Below are 18423 nucleotides of genomic sequence, written 5' to 3'. Positions count from 1 at the left end.
GGCGGCATGATAAATAGGCCAAAGGATTCTCACCCTTGGCCTGGTCGTTGCGGTTGCATCAATTGGTTGGCAGTCTTAGCAGCTTCCAAATTCATTTTCTGTTGCTTCAGTCCCTGTTCAAAATCCCGGTCCCGTTGTTCACGCTCCATCTGCTCACCACTGAATTGCTGGATGGATTGTTGCATGGACTGATTCTCCTGGGTGAGCTGCTGCACCTGAGCTTGAGCCTCCTGTGCCTGTTGCTGAGCCTGCTGCAATTGTTGCTGCATCCCTGACGCCTCTTCAATCCGTCTCTTGATGACGTCCATGGGCTCCATGCGTCCTGTCTGAATGACGAAACGGACAGCCTCAGCATCCACCATTGGAAGCTGTGTCACCGGATCCCGCAGGTTCATCAGGTTAAAGATGAGCTGCAGCCAGTATTCCCGGTCCTGTGGTTTGTCCACGCTTATATTAACCAGGATGTCAAACTCAGGAACAAACTCCTCATCCACCGGAATCGCCTCTGATTGCTCTTCTCCGGTCTCTGGATCTATCAGGGTATTTCCGGTTTCATATTGTGTTGGAACGCGAGAAATGACGGCATTCCGGCTGATAGAGACGTTACGGCCAGTGACCCGAGCAATTCTCTCTGTAGTGTAAAACTGAGCGATCAGCTCCACATACTGAGCAAACACCTCTTCCAATGCTTCCTGGATCATGTCGGATGCGGTATTGAGGCGGGTACCTGCAGCAGCCATGAGAGCCTTAGCCTGTTCACCACTGGTCACCTTACTGTTCGCTTGACCGTTTGAGCTGTCAAACTGGCCAGGGATCTTCTGCAACATCTCGTCATAGTAGTTCAAGCCGTTGAACACGGTTGCCGGCACATTGACACCCTGCAGCTCCTTCACGTCGTTCAGACGGCCAGGTGCTACGGGAAGCATAGCTGCTGGCTGCCCCCGTTGTTCCTGCCAGGTACGTGGCTTCGTAATGGCCCCCTCTTCATAAGCAATAGCGGGACCACCCATCTTGGCTGACGTTTCGATGGCAATCTCAGCAAACTTGTTCTTCATGATCTGCGGCTTGATCATGTCTCTGGCAAACCCTTTACCCCAGGCTGAACCTTCCTCGGGATAAAGCGTACGTGCCGTGAATGGGTACTGGCCATGGTCATATACATACGACTTATGTTCCAGCATGACGCCTGACGTGGAGACGTAGATACAGTGCACGCCATCCATATCCCCCTTGGCCTTCGCCATCAGTTCGGATGGATCGTTGCCAAGCGCCAGAGCGTCCTCAGCTAAATCGTTAAACAGCTCTTTATCCTCTGGCGTCATAATCTTCGGCAAGCCGCGGTACCAGTACTCGATCAGTCCTGACGTCTTATCAGTGCTGTGGCTCCGGCTTTCTGTGGAGTCGTCGAACACATCTATGTCAGACGAGCCGTTATCCGGTTTTACCTTAGCCCCTTGCTTCTTCCATCGCTTCTTGAAATACTCCAGCGGCTGCCGGGTATGCACGATAATAGCGGACATCTCCTGCAGGTAGATGAAGTCATCCACACGAGGATCCGGAAAGAAGGTAGCCAGGTTCACCGGAAGAATGTCGTTGCGCCCTGTGTACTTGTTCGAGCCGCGGCCACCTTCCACTGTGGGGTCAAAGATCGTCTTATAGATCAGTGGGCCATGAATGACCATCCGACGTACAGCTCGCATGTGCTTCTGCTTGAACTTGATCTTGCGCAGCTCATACGGCATAAAGTCGTTCAAGTCCCGAGCCTTGGTTTCATCCCCTGGCTCAGGTGCACTGAAATCCGGATAGGGCATCCAACCTGCCAGCTTACCAACAATCGACTCCAACTGCGAGAATACAATATTGTCCACGGAATCAGGTCTGCGCTTGGAAGCTGCATCGGTACGTAGACCGTGCCAGTGATCCCCCATGTAGAAGCGCTGTTCCTTCCGCCAGTGTTCCTCCACCGGCTGCCTGGCTGCTTTAAACACCTGGTAGTCCTCGTTAACCACTTCCCAGATCCGCTGCTGTTCAGGCGTATTGGGATTTGTGGAGTCGGAAGCATCCTCCCCGCTGAAGATCCCTTTCACCTTGTCGAGTATACTCATTCGTCATCACCTTCCACCGGATCGTCATACCAACTCATCCGCTTAGGCGGATCATCGTTAGGGGGGCGTTCGTACTCAGTCCGTGTCGACAGATACTCGCTGTGATTACGGGCCACTAGTCGATTCGTCAGGTCCTTGATGGCCTTGTCCTGTTCACGCAGCTGGAGCACCAAGAAGCCAACCACAACAACATTAATAACGGCGAATACAATTTCCATTTCTCATTCTCCTGTCTGCATAATGACTGTATAAAATCAACGCTGGTACAAAATGTAAAATACTGTAACCATGCGGGTTTACTGGCTCTTGCATAAACGATGCATAAACGTTTCGGACTGAATACCCTATCGCCCCTGATGTACCAAGGGTTTGAGGTTTCAGACTATTGCACAAAAGCCCGGATTTGATACACAAGTACTGCATAAATAATGCATAAGAAATTACCAAAAGCCCTCGACCTCTGGCTGATCATCGTCCTCATCATCGTCGAAGTCCTCCCGCTTGCCTGGCAGCGATTCCGGATTGGCTCCCCACGGCTTCTCACCTTTTGCTGCAGTCGGTTGACTCATCACCCAATAGCGCAGCGCATCCGGTATATGATCCAGCGCGTGAGCTGCCACGTCCTCCACCTTGTGCGGATCGTGCATCATCGCTGGAATAGCTTCGATGGCTTTTACGCACGTACTGAATATCTTGAGCTTAGCTGATTTATATAGATTACCGTTCACCCAGTCCACTTCATCCGTCACGTGCAGCCACTCACGCAGTCGCTTCCAACCATTGACGCGTTCCTTCTTAGCCTGGATCAGTGGAACGTCCTTCTGCGCGAAGATCTCTGCAGGCGTGATGTTCTCCGTCTTGGACTTGTTCCAGAATGAGGTGTCGGCCACGTTGTACTCATACCGCTCTCTTACTGGGCTATTCAGCTTGGTGATCTCCACCTGCTCACTGGTTAAGAGCTTGGTCTGAGCCAGCTCACGATAGAGGTATCCGGTACCGTCAGGTGCCAGCGCAATCCACAGACAAACGAATGGATCAGTGTAGCCCTCATCCAGTGCCCGGTACTTCTTCCATTCCCGTGGGATCTCGAACGGATCCACGACGTGGACGGCTCGGCTGAACTCACTGAAGTACTGACCGGCGAATACATCCCAATCCCCTTCAAGCAGCTGCTTCCGCTCAATGTCTGGAAGTGACAACAAACGCGCCAAATAGCCCGGATCCGATTGGACCAGGGCCTGATTGTCGTGGACGTTAGCGGGAATGAAAATACGGCTAAGAATAATAGGTTCCCCCGCCTGAGGTGTCCCTTCTGGCCAGTACAACGTATTGCCCTCGTCGTCAGTCTCAGTAACGTGTTGTATGGTCTCTGCTGGACCAATGGAGACGAAACGCTTTTTCACCCAGGTATGGCCTACCCCGCCTGGATTTGTTGTACTCTTCACTGAACGGGGAAATGGCTTACTACCCCGAAGCCGGGATAACATGTACAGATACCATTTTTCCTCGAACTGGGTTAACTCCTCCCACCGGATTACGTCATACTCTGCACCCTGGTAGTTCGTATAGTTGGATTCATTGTCCCAATAGGCCAGCTCAATAACAGATCCGTTGATGAAAGACCACTCATACTTGGATTGGTTGTACTTACCTAGCTCCTTCGGATAAACCTGCAACGTCCTGGCAATGATGGAACGCTTCAGGTCGGGGAACGTACGACGGAATATGATCTGACGGCTGCCTGCATACTGCATGGCGTATTTCAGTGCGTCCCAGATCGTCGCCTCTGACTTACCGCCACCAGCAGCTCCACCGTATAGGATCTCGTCTGCTTCGGTCTGGTGGTAGACCTGCTGTCTCGGTTGCGGCTTGTAGGGGATAACGACCTTAGTCATCTTTAGTCATCCCCTTATCAAAGATCACCTGCAGCGCGCCGCCATCTTGACCCGTCAGCTCCACCTTATCCTTGAACATACCCAGGTGCCGGGCCACGTTCTCCAGCGCCTTCGCCTGATCATGCATCACGATTTCAAGCCCTGCCTTCGTCTGCTTAATGCCTGAGTACAACAGCTTAGCGCCGCCCTGAAGCTTACGGGTGTCCTCAATGTGCAGATCCGGACGACCCTCGCCGCGGCACTGAGGACAGAATGGATGTGGATCCGCCAGGCGATCAAAGCCATATCCCCCAGCTTCACTCGGCAGGATCTCTTGTAACGGCTTATCCAGTTCTTCTGCTTTAGCCTCTGCATCGTTAATCGCATCCTCTACCGCCTGGGCATATTCAGCCGCATCGACCCATTGGTACTGGTGGCCGATCCCATGGCAGTGCCGGCAAGCCAAACGCCTCAAATGAATGAGCTCGTTCGGATCTGCAGTGGCCAAATCCCACCAGCGTCGAAGCACCATATCGGCTGTAACCTCAACCTTGGCTGCTCTCTTATCCATAGCTTTTTGAATCGCTGCCTGAACCTTAACATTACTTAACAATCTACTGGCCTGCTGTTCAGCCGTTTTGGGGCTATATCCTGCTCTGATCGCTGCCTGCGTGGCATTGAGGTCAATCAGGTATTCTTTTACAAAGTGTTGTTGCTTGGCCGTCAATGCCATCGCGATCAGCTCCTTTATGTATTTTGGTTAAAGAAAAAGCACCACGACGGGTGCTCTCTCTCTTCTTGCTACTTATTTCTCGTAGATAACCAATACCTCATGAGAGCTCGGGGAGGTAGATAGTTTAACGTCTCTGACCTGCTCAGCCTTCAAAGTTCCGAGAAATTTATTAACCGCAAACTCAACGTCGCTTCTGTTACTGCTACCAAACATTTGTACATGCACTCTTTTATGCATCGTATGTAACACCTCCTCTCCTATGTCGTATTTCGACGTATAGGAAGGATTTCCCTCTTTTGGTGTCGAAAGAACTAGGACGAAAGGAGGTGTTTCCAGATGTCTGTACTCTTAGTGAGCTATGATTTGAATAAATCAGATAAGGATTACAACGGTCTCTACGAGGTTTTGAAATCCTTTGGATATTGTCATTACTTAGATTCAACTTGGTTAATTTCTACTGAACTTACACCAACTGAGCTCTACAATAGACTTAGCTCTCATATTGATGAAAATGACTTTTGCCTTGTCATTAAGGTTACTTCTGAATACTATGGCTGGCTCCCTACAGAAGCTTGGGACTGGCTTAAACAGGCATTAGGGTAGCTCTAGCTTTATCTAGTTTTATTAAAACGTACTTCAACTTTAGACTCCGTCGCTATACGGGGTCTCTTGCTCTTCCACGTAATCCACATACTTCACTTGGATCCACGGAATAAACGTCTGGTTGCCATGCTGATTCGAGATCACAATCCCGAACTCATCTACGGTGTACAACTGCCGGTTCTCAGCCGCGTTTCCGTCTTTCGTGAAGACCGTCACCTTACTGCCGATGTGGTCCACGATATTTGCATGTGCCAAGATGCTCACTCCTTTTATCCAGTTTGGAATACTAAACGGTATGGGTGCCTTCTACTCCGCGGGCTTCTCTATCCGCTGTACGCTTACGCAGCCACATCAGGGACTCTTCCAGCTTCGTAATGGCAACGGCATTTTCACGGCAACGGAAATCGCTATTCTGGAATCCGTTCAGTCTGGCGATAACCATCGAAATCAGATCCTCGTTCATGACGCCATTAATGCCGGCTTCTTTGATCGGACCTTCCTGAAAGTTCACTTCTGCAAGCACATTACCCTCTACAGATCGCACCTCGAAGTGATGAGGTGCATTGAAGCTGTAGTCCTTCTCGTGATAGACCTCAGTATATTTACTTGTTGCAAGACCATTGATTATTCGGGCTTTTTCCACCTGGATCCTCTCCCTAAAAATAAAATGACCGCCTCCGAAGAAGCGGTAAATGTGAAGCAAGGTTATGAAAATACGAATGGCAGGATTTGAACCTGCGGTCTCCTCCTTCCAAGGGAGGCGAGAACGGCCAAACTTCTCTACATCCGTGCGTTAGCGCCGACACCAGGACTTGAACCTGGAACATTCTGCTCTCTGTTTTGACAGGGCCCCGCAGCGCTCTACCTATTGAGCTATATCGGCGATGAAAAGTCGCGTCACATGCAGGCAACGCCGTACATCAACGCGACTTTTTATAAATTGTCCATGGTAGCATAATAACACGGGATTTCGGGGTTGTGTTCTCAAAGTGTTCGCATTATTTTCGCAAAGTTTTCTCAGACTGCAATTTTCGCAAACTCCCTAAGCGCTTTTCCTCGCATTCGGTAGTATCCGTCTTTGGACAGACACATGACTTCTGCCACTTCAGTCCAGGACTTACCCTCGACAAACGCTTGTTTTAAAAGCTCAGCATACTCGGGCTTATAATCTTCCAGCAACTTCATAACCTGGTCCACTCGCTCAATCTCAGCCTGCAGATCCTGCAGCTCGGCCAGACGTTCCAGCACATCGTCCAGATCACTCTTGCACCCGCTCCGCGAATCGATCACTTTGCTAATCTTATCTCGTAGTTGCTGCAGTAGAGAATCATCTTCCTCGTACAACCCGACGTGGGGCACTTCTGCAAGCTGCGCCTTCGTTCCTGCAGGGTAGCGTTCCAGATATGTGTGTGCCATAGTCTCCAACTGCTGCTCCTTCTGGGACAGGTACATGTAGCTCGGACGTCCGCGCAAACGGCGGTGAAGCTGCTGCAGCTCGTCCTCTTCGGACAACCGGCTGATCGTGATTCCACCGCCGACCTTATACGTTCCAAGCGCCTGCAGACGGGCCTGCTTCGCTTTGTATTTGCTCAATTGCTCGATGACCTGCTGTTCTCTCGTGTTGGTCATAGGTTATTCCCCCGATGCAGACAGACGGCCAAGAATCCAACGGGCACGAGTCAGATCCTGAATCGCTGAATCCAAACGCTGCACCTCAGTATCTGGCACCACACTCGCAGGCGTCTGCTGACTCAGCTGCGCATCCAAAAGATCGGCATTACGCTCCACCAGACGGCTATTCTCAGCAATTAGACTATCACGATGTTCTCGTAATGAGTTGATCGTTGCCAGATGTTCTGATATTTTAGCTGTTTGATCCTGATTTAGTTTATAGCTTTTCTCATACATCAGTTTGTACTCGTCTCGACCTCGTTCAGCGTTTTGATCACGCAGCCGTTCAACCTCAGCCCAAGCTTTTGTTGCTTCCACATGCGATCGGGTCATTCGTTCCTCCAGGCGCTGATTTTCCGTCGTCAGCCGCTCAATCTCCTTCTCTGCTTTATCCAGCAGCTCCGCTTTCGGATCCGCTGCAGGTGACACATCTTTCTCCCGAAGCAGCTTCTGCTGCGCTGGCTTCCGCGCTTCCGTCCACTTGCTGATGTGATTATAGATCGTTGCCTCGGAAACGCCTTGTTCCTCTGCAATTTGCCCAACGGTCTTCCCTGCAGCACGTTCAGCGTTGAACTGTTCTTCTGTTAGATTAAATTTAGGTTTGGCCATATCGTTGTCCCCCTTGGGTCTGGTTTTAATCTCCACTGGCTTCTTGAATGCTTTATCTCGTTTCGTTGCTGGATACTTACGCCGGATCTCCTCCAGTTCTTCAGGCGAGAGTTGAGTCGTAACAACAGGAGAACTCACAGCAGCTCGTAATTCATTTTCACGCTTAGGGATTCCATAGTGCCAATTACTCAAAAGGCTCACCCTCTCCATGTAGATCTATATCAAAAGCAATCTGCTCTGCCCTGAAGCCGCAACTCATGCATACATGCAGATCCGTCTGAATCTCGTTCATGTCGTTGCAGCACTCCGGACAGGTCAACCTGCCTGCCTCTGTTTCTCGTATACTTCCTCCAGCCACTCGATCATCATCACCATCTGCTTTACGGCCAGCCGGTTATCATCGTACTTTGCGCAGATCGCCCCTGCAGAATCAGCAACCCATTTCCAGAAGTCAGGATTTTGCATACCGAACTGTCTCGCTGCATCATTCACACTCTGCGTCCAAAGGAACATGTCCCAAAAGAATCCCTGGTAGTCCATCGGCTACAGCTCCTCGATCTTGACGTAAATTCCTGGTAGGCTTGCCCAAAACTTCTCCACAATCTCCGAAGCAACAAGTGCATCATCTTTCCAGTAGCCACAATCCGTCATACAGTCCTTCAGGAGTTTCTGGAGATTGTCCGTATCTGGTTTGGTCGCTTTCCACTCACCGTTCTGATGCTTGCCCTTGATCGGGAAACACCACTTGACCATAAGCCTCACAGCCCCGGTGTACTTCCTTTCCGGAACATGCTGCCCAAGGTGTGCCATCAGTTTCGCTCTAGCAGCCTTCAGTTCTGGTGGCTCGTAGAATACTGGAGCACCGTTCACACAGGCCACTTGCTTCTGTTGGTGCGTTGTCGTCGGCGGTGACTTCATCGGCATGAAGAATTCAGTCACCATCGCACTTATTCTCCATCAGCTCTTCCCAATCGTTAATCGTACCGCGCAGATAACTGGCAGCCTCGTCATCCGAGAACAGAGCTTCCCGATCCAGAACAAACTTTACCTGAAACACTTCCTCGCCTGTCGTCTTATTTTTGAATTTGGTTCCGAACTGCAATTTGCCGGCTTGGTCATAGCACCGCATAAAATTCCCGTTGCCATACTCTATCGTTTCAGGGGTTTCGTTTTCCCAATATTTGTTGTCGTATTTTTTTGACATCTTTTTTTCTCCTCTCGCGCGGAAGACTTTAAGGGGGATGGAATGTTACAGGGGAGGAGGGAGCGAAAGCGGACACTCCCTCCCCCATTACGTACATTCCCTCCCCAGTCTTATAGACTTACATAATCATGATTTAAGTCTTAAACATACTACTACGGGCGCGCGTTATATCGCGTAATATAATCGCGCGTATATATAGGGGGCATTCCCCGCAACTATTTTGCAGAATTGCGGGGTTGCGGTGACCATGGTGCCCGCAAGTTGCGGCAATCATAAATTTATGGTGTCCCCGCAACTTTTCGCGGATTGCAACCACCATGATTTTTATGGTCGCCCCGCAACAATTTTTAATCTGCAGCATCCTCTTTTTTGACAATTCGGTAGCCAATAGAACGGTCAATCTCGTAGCCAAATTTCTTCACCCAATCTCTGACGGTTCGTTCGGCAACCTCTTTTCCTGTCGAACCGTACCAAGAAAGGATATCCATAATCGTAGGCGGTTCTCCGAAATTACAGTTGTTCACCGCGTCCTCAAACTCATCTGCTTTACTTCGGCGTTCCTCTTTAGCCTTACCCTTGCGCTTATCCGCTGCCTTCTTCCAAGCAGGCTGACTACCACCGCTATCTCCATCTGGATCAATGTCCTGAAGGCTGCCCACTTCATCGATGCGGTGCACCGGATACTGGAACCACATATTTACTGCCTTGAACTTGGCATACTCCCGAAGTGTACCCTCCACGCGCCAGGCTGAACGCCCATGTACAGCTTCTATAACACGATCAATCTGAGGCTTAATGTTTGTCATAACCTGCGGGATAGCCCGCTTCGCGTGATCCTCCATAGCCTTAGCGCTCAGCTCATCGTCCTGGGAAACGTGTTCCTGCAGGTACCCAGGGTTGTGTTGCATGAATAGTCCCTTGTACATCGCACAGATCGCCTTGTTCTCTTCCTGATTGCGGAGAGCTTCCGGAACGTCCAGTTCAACCAAGTCAATCAATGCATCCGGATCCCGAGCAAATACGCCGCTGCCTGAAGCCCTGTCCATCGACTTCTTGCCACCTTGTGAACCTTTAGAGTGATGGTGACAATAGATCACGCTTGCGCCCAGCTCAGTAGCAACTTTGTCGAACTGGTTTGTAAAGTGCGCCATCTGATCCGCGCTGTTCTCGTCACCTGTCAGAACCTTATAGATCGGATCGATGATAACGGCAATATAATTCTTCTTTGCAGAACGACGAATCAATTTAGGAGCCAGCTTGTCCATTGGTACCGTCTTACCCCGAAGGTTCCATATATCGATATTGCCGAGATTATTCGGCTGCAGACCGAGAGCCTGGTACACATCCTTGAATCGATGCAGCCCACTTGCTCTGTCCAGCTCCAGGTTGACGTAAAGAACCTTTCCTTTGGTACACTGCCAGCCTAACCACTTATCTCCCTCGGCTATCGCAATACTAAGCTCGATCAACGCGAAGGACTTACCTGCTTTGGATGGCCCGGCCATAAGCATCTTGTGACCCTGACGAAGTAAACCATGAATCAAAGGTGGAGCCAGAACCGGCATGTTATTCCAGTAATCCGTCAGACTCTCCGGATCCGGAAGATCGTCGTTCACACCCTCGATCCATTCATGCCACTCTGCCCAGCTTGCGCGGCCAATGTTGGTATCCACAATGAACTGTTTTTTTCCGTTACGTTCAACGCCTGGCATTCGAGAAAGCCTGGAAGGATTCCGATTCTGCTTATCGATATTTAGGCCGTTTTTCTTACAAACGTTGTATAGGTAATCCACGCGTTTGCGGTATTCGTCGTAATTGGCAGCATCCACTTTCACGATAGCGTGAACACTCTTCCCTCCACTGTAGACCATCACAGCGATTGGCAACTCCAGCTCCCGCATAATGGCATTCTGCTTCTCAATATCCATCGTGTCACTTTCAACCAGTGCATATCTGAACTCAGTTACATTGTCGTTCTTGACACCTTTACCATCCAACGGATTGAATCGGATCCACGCGCCTGCAGCTGAATCGTAATCACCAAACACGGATCTAATATCACCGTCTTTATCTTGGTGTAACAGTTGGATCAGCTCACCTGCAGTCCGATCGTACGCCCCTTTGGTGGGTAGATACTTGCCTTCTTCGTTCTGCCACGTGTCCGTTACATAGCCCACGTTCTCCGATGCTTCGAACAGCGTCTGCAGGTATGTGGTGAGTTGCTGAATCGGATTCCATACGGTTGGTTCGTGGATCTCCTTACCTTCGATCCAGTTCTTGTCCACGACCACATAATCCCCGCCTGCAATTTCATCATCCCAGCCGAGCTCCCGATCCTCCCGACCTGCAGAGCGTGGTACCCAGCCGTTATCCTTGGCCATCTGTGTAATCGTTGCACCAGTAACAGGGATGCCGGATCCTTCAAAGGAAGTCCACTTTTTGAAGCACTCCCCGGGACGGTACCGGCCGCTGTCCCGCTTGCTCCAATCATCCCAATCACTGGCCGTATAACCTTCATATTTCAATGCCATCCCAACGTTGACCCATTCCTGGTAATCCAAGAACGACGGATCAACGTGGTCAAGCAATGTCCTAAGATCCAGTTTGTGCTCCATAGTTGCCTCCAAATTTTTGAGAATTATTAGAAAAAAGCGCTTGACACGGCTTTTGAGCAAAAATCCATCCTCGGATTCGTCAGTGACGATTCCCAAGGCTCTTAATTTTACAAAAATGCATTTTGATACAATATCACTGTACCTATCTAATACAGGGAGGGCATTACATGTTAAAAACAAATGGTGTAATGAAAAATGCTGCAGATCGAATTCTTAGACAGGCAGTAGGAATGTCTCACAATCAAAAATTTGTTGTCCCTAACTCCATGGAGAGATACACCAAACGCCAATTGCAAGATATTTCATCCGGAATTCTCAATTATAAAAATTCTATCGGTAATGGCGGCGGGAGTGACTCTACTATGAGAAGGCTCTACCCTAGACTAGCTGCTTGGGCAGGCATCAAGTAATCTCAAAGTGTGTAATCTAACCCTCTAGATTTAGAGGGTTTTTACATTTCGTGACTGTGTCCAAAGCCTTAATTATGACAAGTGATCAGCTACGAAGAAATTGCCCCAGTCATCTCGTTGTAGCGGCTGAGCGTGAACAGCTTCGCGCACCTCATGAACGGATCCGCAATCGTAGCATTCAACTGTCTTCTCCTCAGGAAGAATGTAATGATTGCCTTTACCCCGGCATTTTGGATTCTTGCACCAGTACCGGCACTTGTAGTGAGCTACGCCGTCCTTGTGCTTGATCCCAGTCACCATATAGTCCTCTACCTGCTCGTTCGTCTCAGTGGAGTTGGAGATCGCGTTCAGAGAATCGGGATCGATCTTCTGATAGGCTTCGGCCAGCTTTTCACCAAGTGACGTTGACATAGTGCGATCCGAGTTGATCATAGCGGGCTTTGTGACCCTCTTTGCATTCTCCTTCACAGCATCTTTCAAGATCTCCTTCACAGCCTGCTTACCTTCAATCGTGCTGGCCATCACTTTAGCCGGTAACTCTGAAAAAAGTTGTTGAGATTGTGATAAGGGTGCAGAAGGTACAGACGGCGAAGAATGGTTGTAGTAAGGAGCAACGGTTACTACAGGTGCAGTTGATTCTCGCTTGCTCTCCTTCAGCCCGAATGCTCCGAAAAATCCAGCAACAACTGCAGAAATATCACCTGCCCCTAACTGATCCATTTCCAATTCGCCTGATAATTGATCGTTAAAAATGTTCATGCGTACCCAGCTCATATATGTTTGCTCCCTTATTGGTTATTTGAACGACGTTTGATGCCCACAATCGGCCCTGTGTAACCTGCTAGTTCAAGCTGCCGCTGTGCCTTGCGGAAAACATAATCAATGTTCTCGCCTTCCTTGATCTTCCCATTCACTTCGAGATGTTTATTGGGAATCCACACATTCTGATTCGTGCCACCAAGCGTATAACGCTTAGCAGCACGCCCCTCATATTTCCGATTAATCAGTTCTAATCGAATGCCCTTATAGTCCTGCATCATTGTTATTGACCTCGATATTCCTTCGGCTCAACACCTGCAGGTACTTTCCAACCGTTGCCAGCGATTCGATCAATCATCTTTTTGGCATGATCAAAGGACCAGGTACCCACATGTTCAAAGCCACGTTGCTCCAAAAAGCGGATCTGCTTTGGTGTAGTTAGCCCTTCCTCACGACGCTTGTCTAAACGCTCCAGCAGCTTCGTCGCCTTGCCGGCATTATCAATCTGTTCTGGCAAGATACCCAGCTTCTCAAGCGTCTTCACCTGAGCATCTGATGGTGGAGCCATTTCCCAACCGAAGGACGGTACATAGCTGGATAGATCCTCAGCTTGAATACTCATTTCGAATTGGAGCGGATCGACCAAGGCACGTTTACGCCGTTTCATCTCAGCCAGCTGCTTGGCCAAAGCTTCCTCGCGCTGTGCAACGACATCCTCAGCTGCCTGTTTCTCCACGTCCTCCAGATCCAGCGCGATGCCTGCCTCCTCGATCTGCTTGGTCATCGCCTGGGCAATCTCTTCATTCTCGGCAATAAGATGTGCTGGATGGCAAAGCTCGTGCCGCTCGGTATGCCACAGGAAGTCCAAGAGGAGTAGTTCTGTCTTGCCTGGATGAAGCCGGGTACCACGCCCGACCATCTGACTGTATAAGCTGCGAACCTTCGTAGGCCGAAGCACAACCACACAATCCACACTCGGACAGTCCCATCCTTCAGTCAGCAACATGCTGTTGCATAGCACGTTATATTTATCGTTATCAAAGTCTTCTAATATCTGTGATCGATCCTGCGAATCCCCGTTGACTTCCGCTGCTCGGAACCCAATCGAGTTTAGAATCTGAGTAAATTTCTGACTGGTCTTCACAAGTGGAAGGAAAACAACAATTTTTCTGTCTTTGGCCACCCGTAACATTTCATCAGCAATGGAATCCAGGTATGGATCCAACGCGGTTCCGAGATCCTGCGTTTTGAAGTCTCCTGCCTGTTGGCCAACTGCTGATAAGTTGATCTGAAGCGGAATGGTCATCGCCTTGATCGGGCTCAGGAAACCTGCCTTAATGGCTTTCGGCAATGTATATTCATAGGCTAGGCTTTCGAAGAAGCTACCTAGATTACGCATGTCACCACGATCTGGTGTAGCTGTAACGCCAAGAACGTTGGCCGTTTCAAAATACTGCAGCACACGCTGATAACTGTCAGACAAACAATGATGCGCTTCATCGATAATGATCGTGTCAAAGTGATCTGCAGCAAACTGTTGCAACCTTTTATCCCGCATAAGGGTTTGGATACTACCTACGACTACGCGGTACCAGCTGCCTACTGATGTTTGATCTGCCTTCTCGGTTGCTGTCTTAAGTCCGGTGGATTTCTCCAGCTTGTCTGAAGCTTGATCAAGCAGCTCACCCCGGTGGGCCAGGATGAGCACACGCTCACCCAGCTTAACCCGGTCTTCTGTTACTTTTGAAAATACAATCGTCTTACCGCATCCAGTGGGTAGAACAAGCAACGTCCGCTTGACCCCTTTGTTCCATTCAGCTTGGATGGAATGACGCGCTTCTTGCTGATAGGGTCTAAGTTCCATCGTTTACCTCCTAGAATTGGCCAGGATTCCAGCTCCCGGACTGCTGTTGTCCAGGGAAGGGCTGCTGTGTTTGCCCTGGCGGATTATACTGCGTCTGAGGCTGACTATACTGCGGCGGCTGTTGATGCTGTTGCGTTTGTGGCGGTTGATATTTTTGTTGTCCGGATGGCTGATAGCTAGGTTGTGGCTGGATTTCATCATAAGGATAGAACGTCTTGATCTCGTTAGCAGAGCGTTGCTCACCCTTAGAGGTATAATTCCGGATCTCGATTTTCAAACGACCCTTACGTCCCAGCGTAGCTGGCCAGTTCATTTTCAGTGGCTCACCTTTCTTCTTTAGGCCAACACCGGCAAAGAAGTTTGATAGGAAGCCCTCTGTCTTACTGTGCAACAACAAATTGTGGCTTAACGTCACATCACCATGTTCAGGAGAATGAACAATAATCTCCATCTTAGCCTGATTACAAGCAGGCATTTTTTCACTGCCGGCGAAACGTCCACGCTCAAACTTGCTCACCGTAAAGTTGTAATCTCCTGGAGGGAGAAGAGTGAAGCCAGTCCCTCCTTCGTTGACAATCTCGTCATCCCAACCAAATTCTCTTTCTTGAGTCATGTATGAGTCCTCCTAATGTCTAATGAAATTTATGAAAACGGAATCTGATTTCGCATGTCTTGAACCATGCCGTACACTTGTTGCCAAGCTCCGACCAGCACACCATCTACGAATCCAGGATCGTAGTTAGCAATCGGTGTGTCGATGGTGTAGTAGCCTTTTTGACTAACCACAATCTGAATATCGTTCTCTGTCACCTGGTACTGTACCATCAGATCCCGAAGAGATGCTGGGATATTCGGATTCAGTCCCTGGCTTGCATCTGCAACTTGTACAGGTGCTGAAGGAGCTGGTGTCTGCACAGATGCAGGTGGCGGTGTTGCAGGTTGTGCTGGTGGTGCTGCAGGTGTTACTGGCGGCGGTGGAGTAACAGGCGGTTGAGAAGGACTGGCTTGCACCACCCCGTCAAAGATGTGTGCAATATGGCCATAATCTAATGGCAGCTCGTCAGGGAGTTCTTGCCGGTTCTTTGCATCCCATGCAGGATGGTGTGTCGTGTACATGGTGCGGCTGCCGCCCTGGGCTTTGTGCTTCTTACCTTTCTCGTCAGCAGCCACACTGAATGTCTTGTAATTGATGAACAGAACCATGTCTGCCCATTCCTTGACGAGTGGTGCTGTCCGAGATCCAGTCTTCGCACCAAGCTTGAGTTGGTACCGATCATAGGCGCCCATTTCATCCGGCTGTTCAAACTTCGTAATTTGAGCATGAGCTGTCAGGACAACATGGATCCCCGAATCAACTACGTCCTGAAGAAGATTCAAAAATCGTCCAATCTCTTCGGCGACGATAATATATCCTTTGCCATACCCAAAGTCCTCAACACTACTTTTGTTGTGAATCGCGCATACACTGCTCACGGCAAGCATTTCTGCCCAATCGATGGTATCAATGACCAAGGTACCGAAGCGGTTACCCTGTTGCCGCACCCATCTGACTTGCTCATTGAGCATCGTCCAGCTTGTAGGCTTAGGTAAACGGTCAACTTCCATTTCAGTAGTCGAACCTTCTGTATCAATGAATACAGGTCGTGGGAACCGTCCAGCAAGGGACGACTTGCCAATTCCCTCGGGTCCATAGATGACAACCTTCTTAGCTTTCTGCACTTTTCCACTGATGACTTGCATCAGAATTCACCTGCTTTCCATGTCTTTGTTTCGGCTGGTGGAGTTGTCGGTACTGCAGATTGCTCCTGTCCCGCAACATAGCCGTCTTCAATAATGATGCTACACTCGTCACCAGTGCTGACCCGTGTCGCAATGGCCTGCAGACCTTCTTGCTCCAACCATGATCCAAACTCATTCAACGTCTGCAGATCCATTTGTTCGAGCTTGTCCAGGAGAATAAAACCACAGTCTGGCTTTAGCTTACGAACGATGGCCGTGGACACCTTCAGCTGATCGGATCCGCTCATGTTATCCCAGCGTTGTCCGTTGTACACCAGCTCTCCCTCATCCACAGACAAACCATCCAATGGCAAATTCGCATTGTTCAGTAGCTCTGCTTTCTTCTGGCGGATCTCATTGATCTCAGTTGAAAGTTGGTCATACTGAACGCGGTATTCGCTGGCATCCGACTCCGCCTTGTCTTTATCCAAGTTCGCCCGAACTTTCCGGTTGATATCGTCAATCTGACTGATGTTCTGTTCCAGTTCTGTAGTAGATTCATCTTTCAGATCCAGTGCATCCTTCTGAGCAATGCCCAGATCCGTCTGCAATTGAGTGTATTTCTCTTGAGCTGCGTTCAGAATTGCAGTCAGCCGAACAACCTCACGGCCTTGTTGCTCAAACTCGGATTGGATCTGTGTCACACGTTGACGCTTCAGTTGATTTTGGCCATTGCGTGCCAGGATCTCCTGTTGCTGACTGATCAGCTCTGATGCTGAGATAGGTTCCTTCGGTGCATCCGTAAAGTATGGCTGCTCCTTGGCAAACTTCGCTTTCTGGTCAGCAATCTGGCCAATAGTATGGCGACGGCTGTAAACTTCCTGTTCCTGCTTCTCAAAGGCATGAAGCTGTTCACCAACACCGATGATACGAAGAAGGATGTTCGCCTTCTCTTTGTTGGTCGCGTTCATGAACTTAGGTAGATCGATGGCCAACTCTTCCACGAAACTATCTAGGAGCTGCTGACCACCCTTCTGGCCATTCGGATCAATCACCTTCAGGTCGCTATTTTTACCCTTCCGTTCCACGACCAGGCCGTTGGACAGAGTGAGCTGCAGATAAGGTACTACCATCGAACCCTCACGGTTCGCTTGTGAAGGACGATATTTATTGCCGCCAAGAGCCCATGCAATGGCATCCAGAACGCTTGTCTTGCCTTGGTTATTCCGGCCACCGACAAGCGTAAGCCCCGCACTGGAAGGCTCCATTTTGACAGCCTTTACCCGTTTCACATTTTCGATTTCGAGCTTATTAATTTTGATCATGTACGATCCCCGCTTCCCAAATATTTGTGCTGCCCGTTCACCTTCACGATCTCGTAAACACTTTGCCTCCGAGCTTACCTGCCTTTTGTCGCGACCATAAAGGTTCAGTTGCTGCACGCTCAAAATCCCAACCCATACATTTGACCCGACGAGCGAAGGTTACATAAGCAATGCCGTTCTGGATCGCTAGATCTACATACTTTTTAGGGTAAATACGGATAGCTTCTGTTGCTTTAATTGCCTGTTCTCTAGCCTGCTCCGGTGTCTGCAGAGGTTCAGTTGCTGCACGTTCCATTGACCAACCTCTATTGATTCGAGACATGAAGGCAACATAATTAACCCCGTTCTTTTCCGCTTCAGCTCTCCAATGTTTTCGATCTACACTCTTACGTGGTGGCGTTGTCATAGCTCGACACTTTGACCAGCCCTGCTCACGAATACGCCGATCCAACAAGGTCGAATTTATTCCAAGCTTTGCTGCTTCTGCATACTCATCTGGGGTGACATAGAAGTAATGCCCCATTTCCCCTGTCGCCTCCTTGGCGGCGGATCCGGAAGGACTTTGAAGACCTCCCCGATCACGTTGCCGCTATCGTCTGTGACAATATCCCAAGGGATATCCGATTTATATAGGTCAGTGAACATTCTCAGCTGCCTGCTTAATGCAAGTGGTGCAGATATGTTTACCATGGAATAAGCGCAGACCATCTTCGTTACCACACAGGACGCAGCCTGGTTGATACTTGCGAAGGACGATTTTGTCACCATCAACGAAGAACTCAAGCGGATCTCCGTTCTCAATACCACGAACTTTGCGAAGCTCCTTCGGGAGAACAAGACGACCCAAATCATCAATACGACGAACCATACCTGTAGCTTTCATTTGCAAATCCTTTCTGCCAGTGCTATGCTGGCGGTAGAATAGTTTTTGT

At 49.5% G+C, this 18423-nt stretch carries 22 protein-coding genes and 2 tRNA genes; 2 read left to right on the top strand and 22 right to left on the bottom strand.

The annotated features are described in order from the left end of the window. Positions 1–29: 29 nt before the first annotated feature. The 4 genes from QP794_RS27140 to QP794_RS27125 all read right to left on the bottom strand — a co-directional run bounded on the left by QP794_RS27140 (position 30) and on the right by QP794_RS27125 (position 4712). Positions 30–2105 carry a portal protein gene (locus QP794_RS27140; protein WP_285079846.1) on the bottom strand — a complete coding sequence of 692 codons (2076 nt, stop codon included), beginning with the start codon at positions 2103–2105 and terminating at the stop codon, positions 30–32. Beyond that, on the bottom strand, positions 2102–2323 hold the full coding sequence (locus QP794_RS27135) for a hypothetical protein (protein WP_285079845.1): 222 nt from the start codon (positions 2321–2323) through the stop codon (positions 2102–2104). The genes QP794_RS27140 and QP794_RS27135 overlap by 4 nt, the downstream gene beginning before the upstream one ends. Positions 2324–2545: 222 nt before the next feature. Next, on the bottom strand, positions 2546–4000 hold the full coding sequence (locus QP794_RS27130) for a terminase large subunit domain-containing protein (RefSeq protein WP_285079844.1): 1455 nt from the start codon (positions 3998–4000) through the stop codon (positions 2546–2548). Further along, positions 3993–4712, bottom strand: a complete 720-nt coding sequence (locus QP794_RS27125; protein ID WP_285079843.1) for a terminase small subunit — start codon at positions 4710–4712, stop codon at positions 3993–3995. The genes QP794_RS27130 and QP794_RS27125 overlap by 8 nt, the downstream gene beginning before the upstream one ends. 336 nt (positions 4713–5048) lie before the next feature. On the opposite strand from QP794_RS27125, the gene QP794_RS27120 reads away from it, so the two are divergent. After that, a complete protein-coding gene (locus tag QP794_RS27120; protein ID WP_285079842.1) occupies positions 5049–5315 on the top strand; it encodes a hypothetical protein in 267 nt (88 codons plus the stop codon). Between the two features lie 39 nt (positions 5316–5354). Here QP794_RS27120 and QP794_RS27115 read toward each other — a convergent pair whose 3' ends face one another. The 10 genes from QP794_RS27115 to QP794_RS27070 form a co-directional block, all read right to left on the bottom strand. Next, complete coding sequence (locus QP794_RS27115) at positions 5355–5570, bottom strand: hypothetical protein (protein ID WP_285079841.1); 216 nt, start codon at positions 5568–5570, stop codon at positions 5355–5357. Between the two features lie 31 nt (positions 5571–5601). After that, positions 5602–5958 carry an Acb2/Tad1 domain-containing protein gene (locus tag QP794_RS27110; protein ID WP_285079840.1) on the bottom strand — a complete coding sequence of 119 codons (357 nt, stop codon included), beginning with the start codon at positions 5956–5958 and terminating at the stop codon, positions 5602–5604. Between the two features lie 71 nt (positions 5959–6029). Next, positions 6030–6105, bottom strand: a tRNA-Pro gene (locus tag QP794_RS27105). Positions 6106–6112: 7 nt separating this feature from the next. Continuing rightward, a tRNA-OTHER gene (locus tag QP794_RS27100) sits at positions 6113–6198 on the bottom strand. Between the two features lie 134 nt (positions 6199–6332). Then, the gene (locus tag QP794_RS27095; protein WP_285079839.1) at positions 6333–6944 is read right to left on the bottom strand and encodes an RNA polymerase subunit sigma-24; all 612 of its coding nucleotides are present in this window, start codon (positions 6942–6944) and stop codon (positions 6333–6335) included. Between the two features lie 3 nt (positions 6945–6947). Next, a complete protein-coding gene (locus QP794_RS27090; protein WP_285079838.1) occupies positions 6948–7787 on the bottom strand; it encodes a hypothetical protein in 840 nt (279 codons plus the stop codon). 123 nt (positions 7788–7910) lie between these two features. Continuing rightward, positions 7911–8135 (bottom strand): hypothetical protein, encoded by a 225-nt coding sequence (locus QP794_RS27085; RefSeq protein ID WP_285079837.1) that lies wholly within the window; start codon positions 8133–8135, stop codon positions 7911–7913. 3 nt (positions 8136–8138) lie between these two features. Further along, entirely contained in the window at positions 8139–8537 is a 399-nt protein-coding gene (locus QP794_RS27080; protein WP_285079836.1) for a RusA family crossover junction endodeoxyribonuclease, read from the bottom strand. Beyond that, a complete protein-coding gene (locus QP794_RS27075; RefSeq protein ID WP_285079835.1) occupies positions 8527–8799 on the bottom strand; it encodes a hypothetical protein in 273 nt (90 codons plus the stop codon). The genes QP794_RS27080 and QP794_RS27075 overlap by 11 nt, the downstream gene beginning before the upstream one ends. A 347-nt stretch (positions 8800–9146) precedes the next feature. Next, positions 9147–11414, bottom strand: coding sequence for an AAA family ATPase (locus tag QP794_RS27070; RefSeq protein ID WP_285079834.1), 2268 nt, complete (start codon positions 11412–11414; stop codon positions 9147–9149). Between the two features lie 167 nt (positions 11415–11581). On the opposite strand from QP794_RS27070, the gene QP794_RS27065 reads away from it, so the two are divergent. Continuing rightward, positions 11582–11824: a hypothetical protein gene (locus QP794_RS27065; protein ID WP_285079833.1), complete on the top strand. Its 243-nt coding sequence runs from the start codon at positions 11582–11584 to the stop codon at positions 11822–11824. Between the two features lie 72 nt (positions 11825–11896). Here the strand turns inward: QP794_RS27065 and QP794_RS27060 are convergent, their stop codons facing one another. The 8 genes from QP794_RS27060 to QP794_RS27025 form a co-directional block, all read right to left on the bottom strand. Continuing rightward, the gene (locus QP794_RS27060) at positions 11897–12598 is read right to left on the bottom strand and encodes a hypothetical protein (protein WP_285079832.1); all 702 of its coding nucleotides are present in this window, start codon (positions 12596–12598) and stop codon (positions 11897–11899) included. A 14-nt stretch (positions 12599–12612) separates the two neighbouring features. After that, positions 12613–12864 carry a hypothetical protein gene (locus QP794_RS27055; RefSeq protein ID WP_285079831.1) on the bottom strand — a complete coding sequence of 84 codons (252 nt, stop codon included), beginning with the start codon at positions 12862–12864 and terminating at the stop codon, positions 12613–12615. Positions 12865–12866: 2 nt separating this feature from the next. Beyond that, a complete protein-coding gene (locus QP794_RS27050; RefSeq protein ID WP_285079830.1) occupies positions 12867–14447 on the bottom strand; it encodes a DEAD/DEAH box helicase in 1581 nt (526 codons plus the stop codon). 10 nt (positions 14448–14457) lie between these two features. After that, complete coding sequence (locus tag QP794_RS27045; RefSeq protein ID WP_285079829.1) at positions 14458–15060, bottom strand: hypothetical protein; 603 nt, start codon at positions 15058–15060, stop codon at positions 14458–14460. Positions 15061–15089: 29 nt separating this feature from the next. Beyond that, positions 15090–16166, bottom strand: coding sequence for an ATP-binding protein (locus QP794_RS27040; protein WP_285079828.1), 1077 nt, complete (start codon positions 16164–16166; stop codon positions 15090–15092). Positions 16167–16186: 20 nt separating this feature from the next. Then, positions 16187–17491 carry an AAA family ATPase gene (locus tag QP794_RS27035; protein ID WP_285079827.1) on the bottom strand — a complete coding sequence of 435 codons (1305 nt, stop codon included), beginning with the start codon at positions 17489–17491 and terminating at the stop codon, positions 16187–16189. Between the two features lie 43 nt (positions 17492–17534). Further along, positions 17535–18014 (bottom strand): hypothetical protein, encoded by a 480-nt coding sequence (locus QP794_RS27030; protein WP_285079826.1) that lies wholly within the window; start codon positions 18012–18014, stop codon positions 17535–17537. A 111-nt stretch (positions 18015–18125) separates the two neighbouring features. After that, the gene (locus QP794_RS27025) at positions 18126–18374 is read right to left on the bottom strand and encodes an AbrB/MazE/SpoVT family DNA-binding domain-containing protein (RefSeq protein ID WP_285079825.1); all 249 of its coding nucleotides are present in this window, start codon (positions 18372–18374) and stop codon (positions 18126–18128) included. Between the last annotated feature and the right edge of the window lie 49 nt (positions 18375–18423).

The sequence above is a fragment of the Paenibacillus sp. UMB7766-LJ446 genome (assembly GCF_030226665.1).
Classification (GTDB): domain Bacteria; phylum Bacillota; class Bacilli; order Paenibacillales; family Paenibacillaceae; genus Paenibacillus; species Paenibacillus vandeheii.
This window is presented reverse-complemented; position numbering and strand designations above follow the sequence as displayed.

Bases quoted from the DNA above. Each gene is read 5' to 3' on its own strand.
- QP794_RS27095 (WP_285079839.1), bottom strand. From the start codon at position 6,944: ATGACCAACACGAGAGAACAGCAGGTCATCGAGCAATTGAGCAAATAC.
- QP794_RS27065 (WP_285079833.1), top strand. From the start codon at position 11,582: ATGTTAAAAACAAATGGTGTAATGAAAAATGCTGCAGATCGAATTCTT.
- QP794_RS27140 (WP_285079846.1), bottom strand. From the start codon at position 2,105: ATGAGTATACTCGACAAGGTGAAAGGGATCTTCAGCGGGGAGGATGCT.
- QP794_RS27060 (WP_285079832.1), bottom strand. From the start codon at position 12,598: ATGAGCTGGGTACGCATGAACATTTTTAACGATCAATTATCAGGCGAA.
- QP794_RS27130 (WP_285079844.1), bottom strand. From the start codon at position 4,000: ATGACTAAGGTCGTTATCCCCTACAAGCCGCAACCGAGACAGCAGGTC.
- QP794_RS27125 (WP_285079843.1), bottom strand. From the start codon at position 4,712: ATGGCATTGACGGCCAAGCAACAACACTTTGTAAAAGAATACCTGATT.
- QP794_RS27080 (WP_285079836.1), bottom strand. From the start codon at position 8,537: ATGGTGACTGAATTCTTCATGCCGATGAAGTCACCGCCGACGACAACG.
- QP794_RS27050 (WP_285079830.1), bottom strand. From the start codon at position 14,447: ATGGAACTTAGACCCTATCAGCAAGAAGCGCGTCATTCCATCCAAGCT.
- QP794_RS27120 (WP_285079842.1), top strand. From the start codon at position 5,049: ATGTCTGTACTCTTAGTGAGCTATGATTTGAATAAATCAGATAAGGAT.
- QP794_RS27135 (WP_285079845.1), bottom strand. From the start codon at position 2,323: ATGGAAATTGTATTCGCCGTTATTAATGTTGTTGTGGTTGGCTTCTTG.
- QP794_RS27055 (WP_285079831.1), bottom strand. From the start codon at position 12,864: ATGATGCAGGACTATAAGGGCATTCGATTAGAACTGATTAATCGGAAA.
- QP794_RS27070 (WP_285079834.1), bottom strand. From the start codon at position 11,414: ATGGAGCACAAACTGGATCTTAGGACATTGCTTGACCACGTTGATCCG.
- QP794_RS27085 (WP_285079837.1), bottom strand. From the start codon at position 8,135: ATGGACTACCAGGGATTCTTTTGGGACATGTTCCTTTGGACGCAGAGT.
- QP794_RS27045 (WP_285079829.1), bottom strand. From the start codon at position 15,060: ATGACTCAAGAAAGAGAATTTGGTTGGGATGACGAGATTGTCAACGAA.
- QP794_RS27035 (WP_285079827.1), bottom strand. From the start codon at position 17,491: ATGATCAAAATTAATAAGCTCGAAATCGAAAATGTGAAACGGGTAAAG.
- QP794_RS27025 (WP_285079825.1), bottom strand. From the start codon at position 18,374: ATGAAAGCTACAGGTATGGTTCGTCGTATTGATGATTTGGGTCGTCTT.
- QP794_RS27030 (WP_285079826.1), bottom strand. From the start codon at position 18,014: ATGGGGCATTACTTCTATGTCACCCCAGATGAGTATGCAGAAGCAGCA.
- QP794_RS27075 (WP_285079835.1), bottom strand. From the start codon at position 8,799: ATGTCAAAAAAATACGACAACAAATATTGGGAAAACGAAACCCCTGAA.